Annotated in this window: 13 protein-coding genes; 4 read left to right on the top strand and 9 right to left on the bottom strand. The window is 72.6% G+C overall.

Translation table 11 applies throughout. The features are described 5' to 3' along the window. Positions 1-14 precede the first annotated feature (14 nt). The 3 genes from ACIF6F_RS23845 (at position 15) to ACIF6F_RS23835 (ending at position 5,262) form a co-directional block, all read left to right on the top strand. A complete protein-coding gene (locus tag ACIF6F_RS23845; RefSeq protein WP_399949862.1) occupies positions 15-1,679 on the top strand; it encodes an FG-GAP repeat domain-containing protein in 1,665 nt (554 codons plus the stop codon). Positions 1,680-1,730: 51 nt separating this feature from the next. After that, positions 1,731-3,434 (top strand): FG-GAP repeat domain-containing protein, encoded by a 1,704-nt coding sequence (locus ACIF6F_RS23840; RefSeq protein ID WP_399949858.1) that lies wholly within the window; start codon positions 1,731-1,733, stop codon positions 3,432-3,434. Positions 3,435-3,516: 82 nt separating this feature from the next. Continuing rightward, the gene (locus tag ACIF6F_RS23835) at positions 3,517-5,262 is read left to right on the top strand and encodes an FG-GAP repeat domain-containing protein (RefSeq protein ID WP_399949855.1); all 1,746 of its coding nucleotides are present in this window, start codon (positions 3,517-3,519) and stop codon (positions 5,260-5,262) included. 86 nt (positions 5,263-5,348) lie between these two features. Here ACIF6F_RS23835 and ACIF6F_RS23830 read toward each other — a convergent pair whose 3' ends face one another. Then, the gene (locus tag ACIF6F_RS23830; protein ID WP_399949852.1) at positions 5,349-5,711 is read right to left on the bottom strand and encodes a VOC family protein; all 363 of its coding nucleotides are present in this window, start codon (positions 5,709-5,711) and stop codon (positions 5,349-5,351) included. Next, positions 5,712-6,584: a trans-aconitate 2-methyltransferase gene (locus ACIF6F_RS23825; protein WP_399949849.1), complete on the bottom strand. Its 873-nt coding sequence runs from the start codon at positions 6,582-6,584 to the stop codon at positions 5,712-5,714. It abuts the gene before it with no gap. A gap of 130 nt (positions 6,585-6,714) precedes the next feature. Here ACIF6F_RS23825 and tamR point away from each other — a divergent pair, with 130 nt between their 5' ends. After that, positions 6,715-7,212 carry a MarR family transcriptional regulator TamR gene (gene tamR / locus ACIF6F_RS23820; RefSeq protein ID WP_399949846.1) on the top strand — a complete coding sequence of 166 codons (498 nt, stop codon included), beginning with the start codon at positions 6,715-6,717 and terminating at the stop codon, positions 7,210-7,212. Here tamR and ACIF6F_RS23815 read toward each other — a convergent pair. From ACIF6F_RS23815 to ACIF6F_RS23785, 7 genes are all read right to left on the bottom strand, one after another. Beyond that, positions 7,171-7,923, bottom strand: coding sequence for a LuxR C-terminal-related transcriptional regulator (locus tag ACIF6F_RS23815; protein ID WP_399950193.1), 753 nt, complete (start codon positions 7,921-7,923; stop codon positions 7,171-7,173). The two genes, tamR and ACIF6F_RS23815, sit on opposite strands and share 42 nt — an antisense overlap. A gap of 460 nt (positions 7,924-8,383) precedes the next feature. Further along, positions 8,384-9,361 (bottom strand): UDP-glucose 4-epimerase GalE, encoded by a 978-nt coding sequence (galE, locus tag ACIF6F_RS23810; RefSeq protein WP_399949843.1) that lies wholly within the window; start codon positions 9,359-9,361, stop codon positions 8,384-8,386. 170 nt (positions 9,362-9,531) lie between these two features. Next, a complete protein-coding gene (locus ACIF6F_RS23805; RefSeq protein ID WP_399949840.1) occupies positions 9,532-10,221 on the bottom strand; it encodes a response regulator transcription factor in 690 nt (229 codons plus the stop codon). A 164-nt stretch (positions 10,222-10,385) separates the two neighbouring features. Beyond that, positions 10,386-12,197: a PQQ-binding-like beta-propeller repeat protein gene (locus ACIF6F_RS23800; protein ID WP_399949837.1), complete on the bottom strand. Its 1,812-nt coding sequence runs from the start codon at positions 12,195-12,197 to the stop codon at positions 10,386-10,388. 64 nt (positions 12,198-12,261) lie between these two features. Continuing rightward, on the bottom strand, positions 12,262-14,004 hold the full coding sequence (locus ACIF6F_RS23795; RefSeq protein ID WP_399949834.1) for a PQQ-binding-like beta-propeller repeat protein: 1,743 nt from the start codon (positions 14,002-14,004) through the stop codon (positions 12,262-12,264). A gap of 153 nt (positions 14,005-14,157) precedes the next feature. Continuing rightward, on the bottom strand, positions 14,158-15,954 hold the full coding sequence (locus ACIF6F_RS23790; RefSeq protein ID WP_399949831.1) for an ABC-F family ATP-binding cassette domain-containing protein: 1,797 nt from the start codon (positions 15,952-15,954) through the stop codon (positions 14,158-14,160). A 61-nt stretch (positions 15,955-16,015) separates the two neighbouring features. Continuing rightward, positions 16,016-17,377 (bottom strand): acyltransferase family protein, encoded by a 1,362-nt coding sequence (locus ACIF6F_RS23785; protein ID WP_399949828.1) that lies wholly within the window; start codon positions 17,375-17,377, stop codon positions 16,016-16,018. Between the last annotated feature and the right edge of the window lie 34 nt (positions 17,378-17,411).

The raw sequence follows: 17,411 nt of genomic DNA, 5'->3' as shown, positions 1-17,411 counted from the left end.
CTCAGGAGTACCCCTTGTCCCAGCAGCACAGCCGACGCGTGCGCCACGTTGCCGGCTGCACCGCCCTGGCCCTGGCCGCGGGCCTGCTCACCGTGGCCGCCGGCCAGGCCGCCGCCGCCGAGCAGCCGGCGGCGTACGCCCTGATCAAGGCCAAGCCGCGCTTCGACGTGGATGGCGACGGCCGGACGGACCAGATCACCCGGTCCTACGACGGCAAGACCCGGATCCGGCTGAGCGCCACGGGCACGACGGCTGCGTACACGATCGCCCACGGCGGCGACGCCGACAGGCGGGCCAAGGACGTCATCCCGGCGGGCGACCTGTCCGGCACGGCCGCGCCCGAGCTGGTGGTCGTCTGGTCCGACGGCGAGCTGTACACGTACTCCGCGGAGGGCACAACGGGCTCCCTGACGGGCAACTGGCAGGGCTCCGGCTACCAGACGTACAACAAGGTGCTCTCGCCCGGGGACGTGACCAAGGACGGCAGGCCCGACCTTCTGGGCCGCACCCCGGCCGGCGACCTGTTCTTCTACCGAGGCACCGGCGAGACCCGCGCCTTCGCACCCCGTGTGCGGATCGGCGGCGGCTGGAACGCGTACGACCAGCTGGTCGGCACCGGCGACCTTGACGGCGACGGCGTCGGCGACCTGCTCGCCAGAACCCCCTCGGGCGACCTCTTCTATTACCAGGGCTCCGGTCTGGCGGCCGCGCCGTTCAAGGCCCGTGTGAAGGTCGGCACCGGCTGGGGGGCCTACAACCAGATCATCGCCGCGGACGACCTGAACGGGGACGGCCGCGCCGATGTGCTCGCCCGGACGCTCGCGGGCTCGTACTACCAGTTCCTCTCCCAGGGGCGGGGCCACTTCGCCGGGAGGACGTTCGTCCGCGGCGGCGGCCAGTACCACCGGCTGATCGCGGGCGGGGGCGGAGTGCCGGACTACGGCAAGCACGAGGTCATCACCACCGACCGCGCCGGCACCGCCTACCGCCGCTACACGCTGGCCAACGGCCGCCTGGCGGCCGCCCGGCAGTACGGCGAGACGGGCGCGTACGGCAACGGCGGACTGCGCGGCTACCTGATCTCAGCCCTCGACGAGAAGGACACGGCGCACTTCGGCCGCGTCTACTCCAGCTCCCTGTGGGTGGAGGGCATCGGCGACGTCTCCACCGGCTCCGCCTGGGGCGGCTACCGCAGGGTGGCCGGCGCGGGGGACGTCACGGGCGACGGCAAGGGCGACGTCGTGGCCCAGGACATGTACGGCGGGCTTTACCTGTACCCGGGCCTGAAGGGTTACCTCTACCCCAAGCTCGGCACCCGCCTGAAGATCGGCAGCGGCTGGTCCGGCGTCCACGAACTCGTCGGAGCGGGGGACGTGTCGGGCGACGGCCGTCCCGACCTGCTCGCCTGCGACACCACCGGCAGGCTCTACCTCCACCCCGGCACGGGTTCCGCCACCGCGCCGTTCGGGACCCGGGTCCTGATCGGCTCGGGCTGGAACGTCTACTCCTCCCTCGCCGCCCCCGGCGACATGACCGGCGACGGCAGGGCCGACCTGCTCGCCGTCGACACCGCCGGGGACGTCTACCGCTACACGGCCACCGGAAAGACCGGTACGGCCACCTTCTCCTCGCGGGTCAAGATCGCCTCCGGCTGGACGCCGGAGTCCGACGTCCGCTGAGTCCCACGCTTCTCCTCCCAAACGCTCCACCTCTGCCTCAAGGAAGTCCCCATGGCTCTCGTCCGTACCTCGCGCCCCAAGCGCCTGGCCCGTCTCGCCGCGTGCACCGCCCTCGCGCTGTCCGCCGGCACGCTGGGCGCCTCGCCCGCGCTGGCCGTGGACAAGCCGTCCGCGCCGGCGGGCGCCGCGCAGCCGACCTACCAGCCGCCCAAGGAGCGCGCGAAGTCGGCGTACGCGACCGTTCCCGCCAAGTCCCGCATGGACTACGACCGCGACGGCATCCCGGACCTGGTCTTCCGCGGTATCAGCGGCTGGACCTCGGCGTTCATGTCCACGAACGACGACGCGAGCGAGTTCACCCTCCACAACGACCAGGTCGAGACGGTCAAAGACGTCATCCCGGTCGGCAACGTGCGCGGCACCTCCGCGCCCGAGCTGCTGACGCTGTCCTTCGACGGCCGCCTGTCGCTGCACCCGACCACCAAGGCGGGTGCGGGCGCTCCGCTGTGGTCCGGCTACGGCTGGCAGATCTACAACCGGGTGATCGCTGCGGGCGACCTCACCAAGGACGGCCGGATGGACGTCCTGGCCCGTACGCCCGGCGGCTCGCTGTACCTGTACAAGGGCAACGGCGCCACCAGCGGCAACCCCTTCGGCACCCGCATCCACGTGGGAACTGGCTGGGGCGCGTACGACCAGCTCGTCGGCACCAACGACCTGGACCGCGACGGCATCGGCGACCTGCTCGCCCGGACGACCGCGGGCGACCTGTGGTTCTACAAGGGCACCGGCAGCTCGTCGGCGCCGTTCAGGGCCCGCGTGAAGGTGGGCCCGGGCTGGGGCGCGTACAACCAGATCGCCGCCGTGGACGACCTGGACGGCGACGGCCGCGCGGACATCATCGCCCGCACCTACGCCGGCTCCATCTACGGCTACTTCTCCACCGGCAGCGGCCGGTTCTCGGCCCGCCAGTACTTCGGCAACGGCTGGCAGGACACCGAGTTCTTCCTCGGCTCCGGCATCACCGCCAACTACGGCAGGCACAGCCTGCTGGCCCGCGGGAACGACGGCAGGATCTACCAGTACGTCACCAAGGCCGACGGCAAGTTCTTCCCCAAGGACGAGACCTCCTTCCAGATCCCGACCGCCAAGATGACCGGCGCCACGGGCCTGGACGTCGTCAACTGGGTGTCCCCGGTCGAGATCACCGTCGGCGGGCTGTACGTCCACCGCGGCGCCGGCTCGCAGCTGGCCGCCGGCATCCCCGGCAACGCCGTCAACGTCACCGGCCCCGGCGACCTCACCGGTGACGGCCGCGGCGACCTGCTCAACGTGACGTCCACCGGCTACCTGGACCTGTACGCGGGCGACGGCACCGGCAAGGCGTACAAGGCCGCCGTCCGCGTCGGCTCGGGCTGGGGCACGTACAACAAGCTCGTCGGCGGCGGCGACTTCACCGGCGACGGCCGTCCCGACCTGATCGCCCGCAGCGGCGGCACGCTGTACCTCTACCCGGGCACCGGCAACGCCACGGCGCCGTTCGGCGCGCGCGTGACGGTCGGCACGGGCTGGAACACGTACAACCAGATCGCCTCGCCCGGCGACCTGACCGGTGACGGCCGGGCCGACCTGGTCGCCCGCGACGCCGGCGGCAACCTCTACCGCTACATGGCCACCGGCAAGACCGGCACCTCCACCTTCGGTGCGCGCGTGCTGCTCGGCTCCGGCTGGAACACCTTCGAGGGCCTGTACTAGGACCTTCCGCGGGGGCCCGCCGAAGTGCGGGCCCCCGCCCTCTTCTCTCACCACCTTGTCGTACGACGTCCCTGGGGGGATCTTGTCTCACGCACGTCCCAAGCGCCTCGCCCGCCTCGCGGCCTGCACGGCCCTCGCGCTCTCCGCGGGCGCCCTGCTCGGCGCGAGCCCGGCCGCGGCGGCCGGTCCGGTGCCCGGCCCGAGCGCCGTCGTCGGCGCGGAGCGCCCGCAGGCCGACCCGTCGGGCACGCCGGAGCGTCCGCAGGCCGAGCCGTCGGGCGCGCAGCGGTCCACGTACGCGACCGGGCGGGCCAAGCCCCGGCTGGACCTGGACGGCGACGGCTACAGCGACTTCCTGTTCCGCACCCTGTCCGGGAAGTCCTGGGTCTTCCTGACCGGTTCGGGCGGCGGCGAGGCGCCCGAGTTCACCATTCCCGGCAGCGACGCCCAGCAGGCGAAGGACATCATCCAGGTCGGCAACCTGCGGGGCTCCTCCGCGCCCGAGCTGCTCACGCTCTCCCCCTCGGGCCGGCTGTCGCTCAGGACGACCAACGGCACCAGCGCCAGCGCCCCCCTGTGGACCGGCACCGGCTGGCAGATGTACAACCGCGTCTTCGGCGCGGGCGACCTGAACCGGGACGGCCGCCAGGACCTGCTCGCCCGCACCCCGGGCGGCACCCTCTACCTCTACCGGGGCAACGGTGCGAGCAGCGGCAACCCGTTCTCCGCTCCCGTCAGGGTGGGCACCGGCTGGGGCGTCTACGACCAGCTGGTCGGCGCGGGCGACGTGGACGGCGACGGCATCGGCGACCTGGTCGCCCGGACCACCTACGGCAACCTGTTCTTCTACAAGGGCACCGGCAGCACCTCGTCGCCGTTCCGCGCCCGTGTGAAGATCGGGCCGGGCTGGAACGCGTACAACACGCTCTTCTCGAACGACGACATCAACGGCGACGGACGCGCCGACCTGCTGGCCCGCTCCGCCGGCGGCACGCTGTACTGCTACTTCGGCACCAGCGCCGGCAAGTTCAGCGCCCGCAGCAGCTGCGCCACCGGCTGGCAGTACACCACCCTGCTCGTCGGCGGGGGCATCACGCCCAACTACGGCAAACACAGCGTCCTGGGCCTCGACAAGACGGGCACCACCTGGCAGTACGCGGCCTCGGCGAGCGGCAGGCTCAGCGACAAGTGGCAGGCCAGTGACACCGGCATCTGGCAGGGCTCGCCGCGCCTGACCTACGGCACGGGCCTGTCCGAGCGGGACTGGGCCTCCCTGCTGGAGCTGCGCGAGGGCGAGCTCTACAACTACTCGGACGACAGCGCCATCGCCGGCGACTGGTCCGCCACCGAGCTGGTCGCCGGCCCCGGCGACCTCAGCGGCGACGGCAGGGGCGACCTGCTCACCCGCGACACCTCCGGCGTGCTGTGGCTGCACCCGGGCGACGGTACGGGCCGGAAGGTCGGCTCCCGCGTCAGGGTGGGCTCCGGCTGGGGCGCGTACGAGGAGCTCGTCGGCGGCGGTGACGTCACCGGCGACGGCCGCGCGGACCTGGTCGCGCGCGACGGCGGCACGCTGTACCTCTACAAGGGCACCGGCAAGGCCTCCGCGCCGTTCGGCTCCCGCGTGACGGTCGGCACCGGCTGGTCGGGGTACACCAAGCTGGTCTCCCCCGGTGACATCAACGGCGACGGCCGTGCGGACCTGCTCGCGCGGGACACGGCGGGCAACCTGTACCGCTACACGGCCACGGGCCACTCCGGCACCGCGACCTTCGCGGCCCGGGTGGGCATCGGCAGCGGCTGGAACGTGTACAAGAACCTGGTCTGACCCGGGTCCGAAGAGGCAGGACAAGGCGGCGGCCCGTCACCGGAGGTTCCGGTGACGGGCCGCCGCCTTGCGCGCCGGGCCGGCCGTCAGGCGGCCGGCTCCAGGAACTCCAGCCGGTTGCCGACCGGGTCCTCGGAGTAGAAGCGCTTGTGGCCCGGCAGGTTGTCGTCCCAGACGACCTCGGCCCCGCGCTCCTCCAGGCGCCGCGCGTACGCCTCGATGTCGCGGACTCTCAGGCCCGGGTGGGCCTTGCGGGCGGGGTGGAACTCCGCTTCGACGCCCAGGTGGAGCTGGACGGGGCCGGCCGCGAACCAGCAGCCGCCGCGGGCGGCGAGGACCGGTGGCTTGGGGATCTCCTCCATGCCCAGGACTCCGGTGTAGTACTCCCTGAGCCGGTCCTCGGTACCGGGCGGGGCTGCCAGCTGGACGTGGTCCACGGCGACGAGCATTCATGCCTCCTTGCGTGCGACGGCGAAGATCCTGCGGAAGGGGAAGACGGTCCCGCGCGGGCCTGGCGGATAGGCCCCCCGCAGGAGGTCCCGGTACTGCTCCAGGAATTCCCCGACCGCCTTCGGATCGTCCTTGAGGGCGGTGAGCACGGGCCGCAGGGCGGTGCCCTTGACCCAGTCCAGGACCGGGTCCGGCCCTGGGAGCAGCTGGTGGTAGGTGGACTCCCAGACGTCCGTTTCGCAGCCCAGCTCGGTAAGCCGGGCGAGGTACTCGGCGGGTTCCAGGAGGTGGATGTAGCGGGCGCCGTGTCCGGCGAGCCGGTCGCGCCAGCGCGGGGTGTCGCAGAGGGCGGCGAGCAGCGCGTGGCTGGGGGCGGAGAAGTTGCCGGGGAGCTGGAAGGCGAAGGTGCCGCCGGGGGTGAGGGCGTTGATCCAGGCCGGGAAGGACCCCGGGTGGCTGGGCACCCACTGGAGGGCGGCGTTGGACACGATCAGGTCGTACGGTTCTTCGGGCATCCAGTGGGCGAGGTCGGCGGGCCGGAAGTCGAGGCTGCCGCCGCCCGGGGTGGGGCCTGCGTACTCCTGGTCGGCCCTGGCGAGCATCTCGGGCGAGAGGTCGAAGCCGGTGATCTTGGCGGTGGGCCAGCGGTCGGCGAGGAGCGCCGTGACGTTGCCGGGGCCGCAGCCGAGGTCGGCGATGCGTGCCGGGCGCCCGTCTACGGGGAGCTCGGGTATGCGGGCCAGCAGGTCCGTGAAGGGCCGGGTGCGGTGGTCCGCGTGGCGCAGGTACTGCTGGGGATCCCAGACGGGGGTCGCGGGTGACGTGGCGGTGGTCGCTGCGGAGCTCGTGGACGGCGCGGTATCGGAATGCATGTTCGAGCCTCCCTACTGGCTGGGTGAGTGGAAGCGGAAGCAGTTCCCGCCCGTCCATGCCCCATGGTCGCGCGAAATATATCTTGACGTCAAGAGACTTCACATCGACAGACCCCTTACACTGATCAGCATGGAGGACGAGGTCGACCGACTGGTCGCGGCATGGCGTCGGGAGCGCCCTGACCTCGACGTGGAACCGCTCGAAGTGCTCAGCCGGGTCAGCAGGCTCGCCCGCCACCTCGACCGGGCGCGCCGCCTTGCCTTTTCCGAGCACAGCCTGGAGCCCTGGGAGTTCGACGTCCTGACGTCGCTGCGCCGCGCGGGCGCCCCGTACCAGCTCTCCCCCGGCCAGCTGCTCACCCAGACGCTCGTCACGTCGGGCACCATGACCAACCGCATCGACCGGCTCGCCAAGAAGGGCCTGGTCGAACGCCTCCCCGACCCCAGCGACCGGCGGGGGGTGCTGGTCCGCCTGACCCCCGAGGGCCGCGACCGCGCCGACCAGGCACTGGCCGGACTGCTCGCCCAGGAGCGGGCGATCCTGGCCCAGCTGCCGCGTGCACAGCGGACCGAACTGGCGGGGCTGCTACGCCAGTTGACCGCTCCGTTCGACAACATCCCCGGCTAGCTCCGCGGGCCGCACCCCGGCCCGCCGGGCCAGCGCCACGGCGGCGAGGGTGGAGTGCACCCCCAGCTTCCCCAGCACGTTCTGCATGTGGGTACGCACGGTGTGCGGGGAGAGGAAGAGACGGGCGGCGACGTCCTTGCGATTGAGTCCGGCCACCATGCACCGCAGCACCTCGTGCTCGCGCGGGGTGAGGGACTCGACCAGGCGCTCGCTGTCGGTGCGGTGCTTGCGGGCCGCCGTGAGCTCCCTCAGCACCCCCGTCAGGAGCGCCGGGGGCAGATGGGTCTCCTCGCGGAGCACCCCCCGGATCACGGCCAGCAGGCGCGAGAGCGAGCAGTCCTTGGCCACCCAGCCGGAGGCCCCGGCCTGGAGGGCCGTCGCGGCCCGCCGCGGGTCGTCGCGCTCGGCGAGCACGACCGCGCGGACCGCGGGCTGGGAGCCGCGCACCGCGGCGACCACGGATATGCCGTCGGAGAGGCCGCCCCCGTCGGGCACGGAGCGCGCCGGACCGGTGCCGGCGCCGAGGTCGGCGTCGACCAGCATGACGTCGAACCTGCGGCCGTCGGCCGCGGCGCGGTCCAGACAGCGCAGGGCGGCGGGGCCACTGCCCGCCGCGGACACCTCGACGTCCGGCTCGGCCGCGAGTGCGGCGGCGAGCGATTCGGCGAAGATGCGGTGATCGTCGACCACGAGGACCCGGATACGAACCACAGACACCCCCAGAGGGACGGGGAACGGACCGGCGCGGGTACGGCGCCCGAAGCGGAGCGGGTGTTCCGCAGTCCGGTGCCACGGCCGCCGCCGCAACTGGACTGCTACCCCGACCCGGACGCCGTACCCGACTGTCTCGACCCCTGAAACAACACCGGCCCCCACCGGTGTCGAGCATCAGCGTACGGCGGGGACGCACGGCAGTTGGCCGAATCCCAGAAGTTTTCCCGTGGGATTTACCGGACGGAAACGACGAACTCCGCCGATACGACGAGGAGATGGGGTGGTGCGCCCGCGCGGCCTCGACGCATTCACTTTTGGCAGGTGGCCGAAAACATCCGGTCGGTCACGCGTGGGTGCACGTGGTGCATTTCACGCGGCGTGTACGAGCCGGGCGCCCGCGCACTCCGCGCGGGGGCGGCGCGTTGCTCGGCGCACGCGCCGCCGGACCGCGCCGCCCTCAAGCCCCGGCAGGGCCGTCGGCCGCCCGCCGCCGGGCGAACTCCCATGCGTCGGACACGATTCCGGCGAGGTCCGAGCGGGTGGGCGTCCAGCCGAGCCGGTCGCGGGCGGTGGCGGCGGAGGCGACGAGGACGGCCGGGTCGCCGGGCCGGCGCGGGGCGACGACCTCGGGCACGGGGTGGCCGGTGACCTTGCGGACGGTCTCGATGACCTCGCGCACGGAGAACCCGCTGCCGTTGCCCAGGTTGCACACCAGGTGCTCGCCCGGCGTGGCCGTCTCCAGGGCGGCCAGGTGGGCCTCCGCGAGGTCGGCGACGTGGATGTAGTCGCGTACGCAGGTGCCGTCCGGGGTCGGGTAGTCGTCACCGAACACCGAGATCGACCCGCGCTGCCCGAGGGCGACCTGGAGGACCAGCGGGATCAGGTGGCTCTCGGGGTCGTGGCGCTCGCCGTACGGCCCGTACGCGCCCGCGACGTTGAAGTAGCGCAGCGAGACCGCGGCCAGGCCGTGCGCGGCGCACTCCCCCGCGATCATGTGGTCGACGGCGAGCTTGGAGGCCCCGTAGGGGTTGGTGGGCGCGGTGACCGAGGTCTCGGTGAGCGGCCCGTCGGCGGGTTCGCCGTACGTCGCCGCCGTGGAGGAGAACACCAGCGTGCGGACGCCCGCGGCGCGCATCGCGGCGAGCAGCTCCAGCGTGCCGCCGACGTTGTTCTCCCAGTACTTGGACGGGTTGACGACGGACTCGCCGACCTGCGAGGAGGCGGCGAAGTGCAGGACCGCGTCGAAGGAGCCGTCCAGGTGCCGGGCGGCGTCCTGGATGCGGCCGTCGATCAGGGTGGCGCCCGCGGGGACGCCCTCGCGATGGCCGGTGGACAGGTCGTCGAGGACGGTCACTTCGTGGCCCGCCTCCAGAAGATGCGCGGCGACGACGCTCCCGACGTATCCGGCGCCGCCGGTGACCAGGTACTTCTTCACTCGCTCGCTCCCTCTCGCAGTCGTTGCTCCGTACTGGAACCGCGGCGCCACAATGCCAGACCGCGCTGTGCGTGTTCTGTGGCCGTCACCCGCGCGGGCGGGGGGGGGGGGGGGGGGGGGAAGGCGGTCGGGCGGTCTCGGGCGGCGCGTTCGCGGAGCTGTTCGCCGGATTACGCGCGGGGGCCCGGCTGGACCGGGATGGAGACGCGGTCCAGCAGGCCGGTGCGTGCGGCCAGGGCGGCGGCCTCCAGGCGGGAGCCGACGCCCAGTTTCATGAGTACCCGCTGTACGTGGGTCCGTGCGGTGCTCGGCGCGATGCTCATCCCGGCGGCGATCAGCCGGGTGTCCTCGCCCTCGGCGACCCGGAGCAGCACCTCCACCTCGCGCGGGGTGAGGAGCTGGAGCAGTCTGCTGCCCTCGTCGTCGGGTGCGGGGACGGGGTTGAGGAGTTCGGCGAAGGCGCCCTGGAGCAGTTGGGGGGCGACGGCGGCCTCCCCCGCCCGGGCCTTGGCCAGGGCGCGTTCGACGCCCTCGATGCGCTCGTCGTGGCGTACGTAGCCCGAGGCGCCGGCCGCGAACGCGGCGGCGATCCCCCGCGGGCTGGGCACCGGCCCGAGCACGACGACGGCGATCTGAGGGCGTTCGCGCTTGATGCGGACCACCGGGTCGAAGACGCCCGGCTCGGCGGGTGCGGCGGTGCCCAGGAGGCAGACCTCGGGGGCGCGGCTGATGACCAGTTCGGCCGCTCCGGCTGCCGGGGCGGCCGCGGCGAGCACACGGTGCCCGCGCAGTTTGAGCGCGGAGGCGAGAGCCTCGGCTAGCAGCCGGTGCTCGTCCACCACCATGACCCTGACGCCCATTAGGCCCCCCTACCCCTCTGCCCCGGCAAGCTACACGCTTGTTCGACGCCGCGGGCCGGTTACCGGCGAGAAGCCCCCGGAAGGCCGAAGAGGGCGCCTTCCCTTGTCGGAAAGGCGCCCTCCTGGTGAACGGCCGGACGATTCCCGGCCGGTCGCCGTCCGGGTCAGCCGGTGGTGAAGGAGGCGATCAGCCAGTCCTTGTCCTTGGAGGACGAGTACGGCTTGCTGATCATGGTCTCCGAGATGAACAGCCGGCCCTTGGCGTAGCGGTACTCGGAGTAGCTGTCGGAGAAGCTGGTCTCCGGGTCGTCGAAGGACTTGTGGCCCGGGTTCTGCATCAGGACGGTCTCCTTGAAGGTCTTCCCGTCCAGGCTGACCACCTGGCCCCCCGACGAGTACGGGGGCCACTTGTAGGCGATCAGGTTCGGGCCGTCCATCCGCAGCGGGAAGATCTTGTACTTCGCGCCCGCCGACGCCCGGTCCGTGGTCTGCTTGCCGGTCACCAGGTCGAACGAGTGGATCTCGTTGGTCCGCTCGAAGGTGTCGGACTTGATCTCGCGCTCCTCGGAGGGCACGTAGACCCGTCCGTTGCCCACCACGATCTTCTGGCAGGACTCGACCGAGGTGCCCTCGCAGCGGGCCGCGTACAGGTCGGACTTGAGCGGGATGCGCTGGCGCAGCTGCCCGGTCTTCTCGTCGATGGAGAAGAGGTCGGAGATGCCGCTGCCGTCGCCCGCGGCGTGACCGACGTCGGCGGCCACGACCAGCGGGCTGCTGGAGACGATGCTGGCCCACTCGATGCCCGGGGACATCTTGTACGAGCTGACGGGCGCGCCGGTGGTCGGGTTCAGCGACTGCACCACCAGGTAGCGGCTGTCGTAGTCGCCGCACTTGCGGATGGTGGCGAGGCCGGGACCACCCGCGTAGCCCATGTCGTAGCAGCGGTCGGGGTCGTCCGCCCTGGGCTTCCAGAGGTTCTTGCCGTCGCTGAGGTTCCAGGCGGCACCGCCCCGCAGACCTCCGGCGGCCACGGTCCCGCCGCTGATGGTGATCTCCTTGAAGGCGACCTTCTCGTCCCCGCCGGCCGTGGTGGTGACCGAGCCGTTCCACACCATCTTCCCGGCGTCGACGTCGAGGACGCCGACCTCGGTGCACTGCGGGTACTTGTTCGCGGGCGTGCGCTTGGAGGCCTCGTACAGGAAGGCGGTCTTGCCGTCGGGCGTGGTGTGGCGGCTGGCGCCGCAGACCTGGCCGGGCAGCGGCAGGGTCCACTTGGGGGTGCCGGTGGCCGCGTCGTAGCCGACGATCTTCTGCACGTCGGTCTTGGCGTAGACCGAGTCGGTCAGCCAGGAGCCGACCACGTTCACCAGGTCGGTGACCTTCGGGTGCTCGATGTTGACGAGCGTCTTCGACTTGGGGTCGGCCGGGGCCTTCTCCAGCGCCTCGGTCTGGACGGGCGTGCCGCCGGCCGTGGCGCCGCCGGGGGTGGCCGAGGCGCTGTTCTTCGCCTCCTCCTTGCCGCCCTTGTCGTCGTCCTTGTCGCCGGACACGTACCAGAGGCCGCCGCCGACGATGGCCGCCACGGCCACCACGGCCGCGACGACGATCCCGGCCTGCGCCTTCCTGCCGCTGCCGCCGCCCGGGGCCTTGGGCGCGGGCGCGCCGGGGCCGTACATCGGCTGCGCGACGGGCTGGGGCTGGGCGTACGGTCCGGCCTGGGGCTGCGCGTACGGGCCCGGCTGGGCGTACGGGCCGGGCTGCGGCTGCGGCTGCGCGTACGGGCCGGGGCCCGGCTGGCCGTACGGGCCGGGGGCCTGCGGCGGCTGTCCGTACGGGCCCGGGGCCTGCTGCGGGTAGCCGTAGCCGGGTGCGCCGGCGGGCGGCTGCTGCGGCGGCGTGGGCGCGCCGAAGCCGCCGGCCGGGGGCTCCTGCGGGGCGCCGAAGCCCTCGTTGGGGGGCTGGGGCGGGGTGCTCATGGGGTGTTTGCCTCTCGGTGGTCGGCGCTCACGTGGGGGGATTCCGTCTCGTCCGGGAGGACCGTCACTTGCCGTACACGATCATCAGCTTCTCCTGGGTGTTGTCCTTGCCCAGGAGGCGCGAGACGGAGAGGAAGAGGCGGCCGTCGGCGTACGCGATCTGGGGGTCGATGAAGGAGTCCTCGACGTCCCGGGCGGAGGCGGGGTTGCGCAGCACGGTGGTGGGCTTGCCGCCGGTCGTGGCGAAGGAGACGATCTCGCCGCCCTTGTCGTAGGTGGGTTCGACGTACGCGAGGAGCCTGCCGTTCTCGACGGACAGCGGCAGCACCGTGCGGTCGGACCCGGCGGTGGCGCGCCACGTCTCCTTGCCCGTGGTGAGGCTGAAGGCGACGATCTCGTTGCCCTTGCCGGCGGTCGGGAAGTAGAAGCGGCTGCCGTCGGCGACCGCGCCGATGCAGCTCTGCGGGTCTCGGGTGAGGACGGACCACTCGCAGCGGGGCGCGAACTGGGACTTGCTGATGAACTGGGTGCGCATCTTGCCGTCGGAGCCGAGCACGACGATGGCGCGCTTCTTCTCGGCGTCGTTGTCCATGTCGACGATGACCGGGTCGAGCGAGTAGATCCGGTTGGCGCGCCAGCCCTTGGGGAGCTTGTAGGTCCAGCGGGGCTTGCCGGTGGCGGGGTCGACGTCCTCGACGTGGCCGATCCGGTCCTTGTCGGTGCAGGTGCCGACGCCGACGAGCCGGCCGCCGCCCGCCGCGTAGGCGTCGGGCAGGCACTGGCCGCTGGTCTGGGCCCAGAGCCTGCTGCCGTCGCTGACCTTGAAGGCGCTGGAGGGGCCCAGCCGGCTGACGGTGACGACGTCTCCGCTGATGGCCAGCTGGAGGCGGGTCATGATGTCGAACGGCCCCTCCTCCGGAACCTCCTTGGTCCATCCGGCGGTCCCGGACTTGAGGTCGATCTGGCGGAGCTGGTTGCACGTGGCGTTCTTGGAGACGCCGCTCTTGAAGCCGATGACCACCTTGCCGTCGGCGGTGGTCTGGCGGGGCGTGCCGCAGATCTCCGCGTCGAACGGCACGGACCACTTGCGCTGCCCGTCCTTGACGCCGTAGCCGGTGACGGTCTTGTAGACGACCTTGGCCACGGTGTCGCCGACCACCCACATGGCGGGGGCGTCGGCACCGTCGCCGGGCACGTCCTGCTCGTTCATCTTCAGCCAGAGGACCTTGTCCTCGCCGGGCTTGCGGTCGGCGTTGTAGTCCTGGTTGTTCTGGGCGCCGTCGCCGTTGCCGTCACCGGTGTCGACCGAGGGGGAGCCGGAGGGCTTGGCGTCGCCACTCTGCTGGGCGACGGGCTTCTTCTCCGGGTCGTCGCCGTCCCGGAAGACGAACCAGGCGCCCGCGCCGAGGAGCAGGACGCCGGCCACGGAGGCGGCGATCAGCGCCGTCAGCCTCTTCTTCGGCGGGGTGCCGCTGCCGCCGGTGCCCGGCGGGACCGGGGGCGGGTAGCCGTGTCCCGGCTGCGGCTGCGCGTACGGGCCGGGCTGCTGGTAGGGGTTCGGCGTGCCCGGTGCCTGCTGGTACGGGTTCGGCGTGCCCGGCGCCTGCTGGTACGGGTTGGGGCCCGCCGGGTAGCCGTAGCCAGGCTGGGGCTGTCCCGGGGCCGGCTGCGCGCCCGGGTACCCGTAAGCGGGCTGCTGCGGCGGCTGGTTCGGGGGCTGCTGCGGCTGGTTCGGCGGCTGCGGCGGCTGGTTCGGCGGCTGCGGGGCGCCGTAGCCGCCGGGGGGCTGGTGGGGCGGCGTGGTCATCAGCGCATACCTCTGCGTCGGCGGTCGGGTTCCTCTTTTTACCACCCGCTTACGACACGCCACGGGCCGGTTCGCTCGCTTGTTCCCAAGGGCGAACCGGCCCGTGACACCGCTGTTATCGGGCCGGTGGCCCGCGCAACTGCCGTCGGGGGACTACGCGTCCTCGGCCAGCTCCAGCCAGCGCATCTCCAACGCATCCCGCTCGGAGAGCAGTTCGCGCAGCTCGGCGTCGAGCTTGGCGACCTTCTCGAAATCGGTGGCGTTGTCGGCGATCTGCGCGTGCAGGTTGCTCTCGCGGTCCGAGATCTTGTTGAGCTGGCGCTCGATCTTCTGGAGCTCCTTCTTCGCCGCGCGGGAGTCACCCGCCGTCTTCTCCTTGACGGGGGCGGCCGCGGGCGCCGGGGCGGCGGCCTCGACCATCCGGGCGCGGCGCTCCAGGTACTCGTCCAGGCCGCGCGGCAGCATCCGCAGCGCGGCGTCGCCGAGCAGCGCCCAGACGGTGTCCGTGGTGCGCTCGATGAAGTACCGGTCGTGGCTGATGACGACCATCGAGCCGGGCCAGCCGTCGAGGAGGTCCTCCAGCTGGGTCAGGGTCTCGATGTCGAGGTCGTTGGTGGGCTCGTCGAGGAAGAGCACGTTGGGCTCGTCCATCAGCAGGCGCAGCAGCTGGAGGCGGCGGCGCTCACCGCCGGAGAGGTCGCCGACCGGCGTCCACTGCTTCTCCTTGGTGAAGCCGAACTGCTCGCAGAGCTGGCCGGCCGTCATCTCGCGGCCCTTGCCGAGGTCGACGCGGTCGCGGACGCGCTGGACGGCCTCCAGGACCCGCAGGGACGGGTCGAGTTCGCCGACCTCCTGGGAGAGGTAGGCGAGCCGTACCGTCTTGCCGACGGTGATCTTCCCGGCGGCGGGCTGGGTCTCGCCCTCGGTGCGGGCGGCCTCGGCCAGGGCGCGCAGCAGCGAGGTCTTCCCGGCGCCGTTGACGCCGACCAGGCCGATGCGGTCGCCGGGCCCGAGCTGCCAGGTGAGGTGCTTGAGCAGGGTCTTCGGACCGGCCTCGACCGTGACGTTCTCCAGCTCGAACACGGTCTTGCCGAGGCGCGAGTTGGCGAACTTCATCAGCTCGCTCGTGTCGCGGGGCGGCGGCACGTCGGCGATGAGGGCGTTGGCGGCCTCGATGCGGAAGCGCGGCTTGGACGTACGGGCCGGGGCGCCGCGGCGCAGCCAGGCCAGCTCCTTGCGGATGAGGTTCTGCCGCTTGGCCTCTTCGGTGGCGGCGATGCGCTCGCGCTCGGCGCGGGCGAAGACGTAGTCGCTGTAGCCGCCCTCGTACTCGTGGACGTCGCCGCGCTGCACGTCCCACATGCGGGTGCAGACCTGGTCGAGGAACCAGCGGTCGTGGGTGACGCAGACGAGCGCCGAGCGGCGGGCCTGGAGGTGCTGGGCCAGCCAGGAGATGCCCTCGACGTCGAGGTGGTTGGTGGGCTCGTCGAGGACGAGCAGGTCCTGCTCGGCCATGAGGAGCTTGGCGAGGGCGATGCGGCGGCGCTCGCCGCCGGACAGCGGGCCGATGACGGTGTCGAGGCCCTGGTCGAAGCCGGGCAGGTCCAGGCCGCCGAAGAGGCCGGTGAGCACGTCGCGGACCTTGGCGTTGCCGGCCCACTCGTGGTCGGCCAGGTCACCGATGATCTCCTGGCGGACGGTGGCCTTGGGGTCCAGCGAATCGTGCTGGGTCAGTACGCCCATCCGGAGGCCGCCGCTGAGGGTGACGCGCCCGGTGTCGGGCTCCTCCAGGCGGACCAGCATCCGGATGAGGGTGGTCTTGCCGTCGCCGTTGCGCCCCACCACGCCGATCCGGTCTCCCTCGGACACGCCGAGGGAGATGCCGTCGAGCAGGGTGCGGGTTCCGTACACCTTGCTGACTGCCTCGACATTGACCAGATTGACGGCCATCCACGCGCTCCAGGGAAGGGGATCGATCAGCCCCTCAGCCTAACCCGCTGCGGGACGGCCTTCAGGCTGCGTCCCGGGTGGCGGACGGCGCCGGGGTCCGTACCGGGGCCGGGGCGCGCTCCACCAGGAGCCAGCCGGCGAGCACCATGGCCACGGCGGCGGGCGCGCTGACGGGCACGGCTATCAGGACCGCGGTGTGGCCCTCCAGCAGGCCGCCGAACCCCGTGAGGGAGAGCCCGAGGACGCCCAGCAGGCAGAGGGTGATCCCGCCCGCGGCGAGCGGTCCGGACCCGGCGGCCGGGGCCGGACCGGCGGGAGCGGGCCGTTCGAAGGTGCGGAACACCGCGACGAGCAGTGCCGTGAGGAGCGCGGCGGCGGCCAGCCGTACGGGGACCTGGGCCCACCAGGCGGCGGTGGCGGGGCGGGGCAGGTCCAGGCCCAGGGCGAGCTGGGCGCCGTACACCCCGAGCATCGCGGTGAGGTGCCAGAGGAAGGCGGTCATGGCCACGCCGTTGGCGGCGACGACGGCGCGCCAGGCCCGCGGGGCGGCGAGCAGCCGGGTGGCGGGGCGGCGCAGCAGCTCGACGGCGCCGACCAGCCAGAGGCCGTGGCAGAGCAGCGCGAAGGTCGGCGGGGCCATGTTGGAGACCTTCTCGCCGGGCATCCCGACCATGGAGAGCGGGTACGGGCCCACGGCGACCAGCAGCGCGGCCCCGCCGAGTCCGGCCGCGGCCAGCAGCGCGGGCACCCGGCCCCAGCCGCCGCCGGTGGCGCGTGCGTCGGCCCGCAGGAAGCCCAGCTGGTGCACGGCGAGCCAGACGAAGGCGAAGTTCAGGAACTCGACGTAGGGCACCCCGAGGGCGAACCGCAGGACGTCCACGGCGCCGGCGGCGGCCACGAGCGCGCCGAAGGCCCCCCAGCCGTACCGCTCGTGCAGCCGCAGCAGGGGCGGGGTGAAGGCCACCATGGCGAGGTAGATCCCGATGAACCACAGCGGCTGCGTCACCAGCCGCAGGGCGACTCCGGTGAGCCCGCCTCCGCCGCCGGCCAGCTGCACCGCGAGCGCGGCCGCGCCCCACGCGACGACGAAGACGAGGGTGGGCCGCAGCAGCCGGCGCAGCCGGGCCCGCAGGAAGGCGGCGTACACGGGCCGGCCGGGGTCGCGGCGGCACAGCGAGCGGTAGGACAGCGCGTGGGAGAAGCCGCCCACGAAGAAGAAGACCGGCATGACCTGGAAGACCCAGGTGAGCACCTGGAGGCCGGGCACGACGGCGAGGATGTTGCCGATGCCGTCGGGCGTGACGGCGGCCATGAGCCAGTGCCCGGACACGACGGTGCCGAGCGAGGCGACCCGCAGCAGGTCGACGTAGCGGTCCCGGTTCCCCGGTGTGGCGGCGGCCAGTTGGGCGGCGGAGTACGACATGCCCCCACGCTCCCGCCCGCCCCGTGACGTCCGT

The organism is Streptomyces sp. NPDC086023, assembly GCF_044540325.1.
Lineage (GTDB): Bacteria > Actinomycetota > Actinomycetes > Streptomycetales > Streptomycetaceae > Streptomyces.
This window is presented reverse-complemented; position numbering and strand designations above follow the sequence as displayed.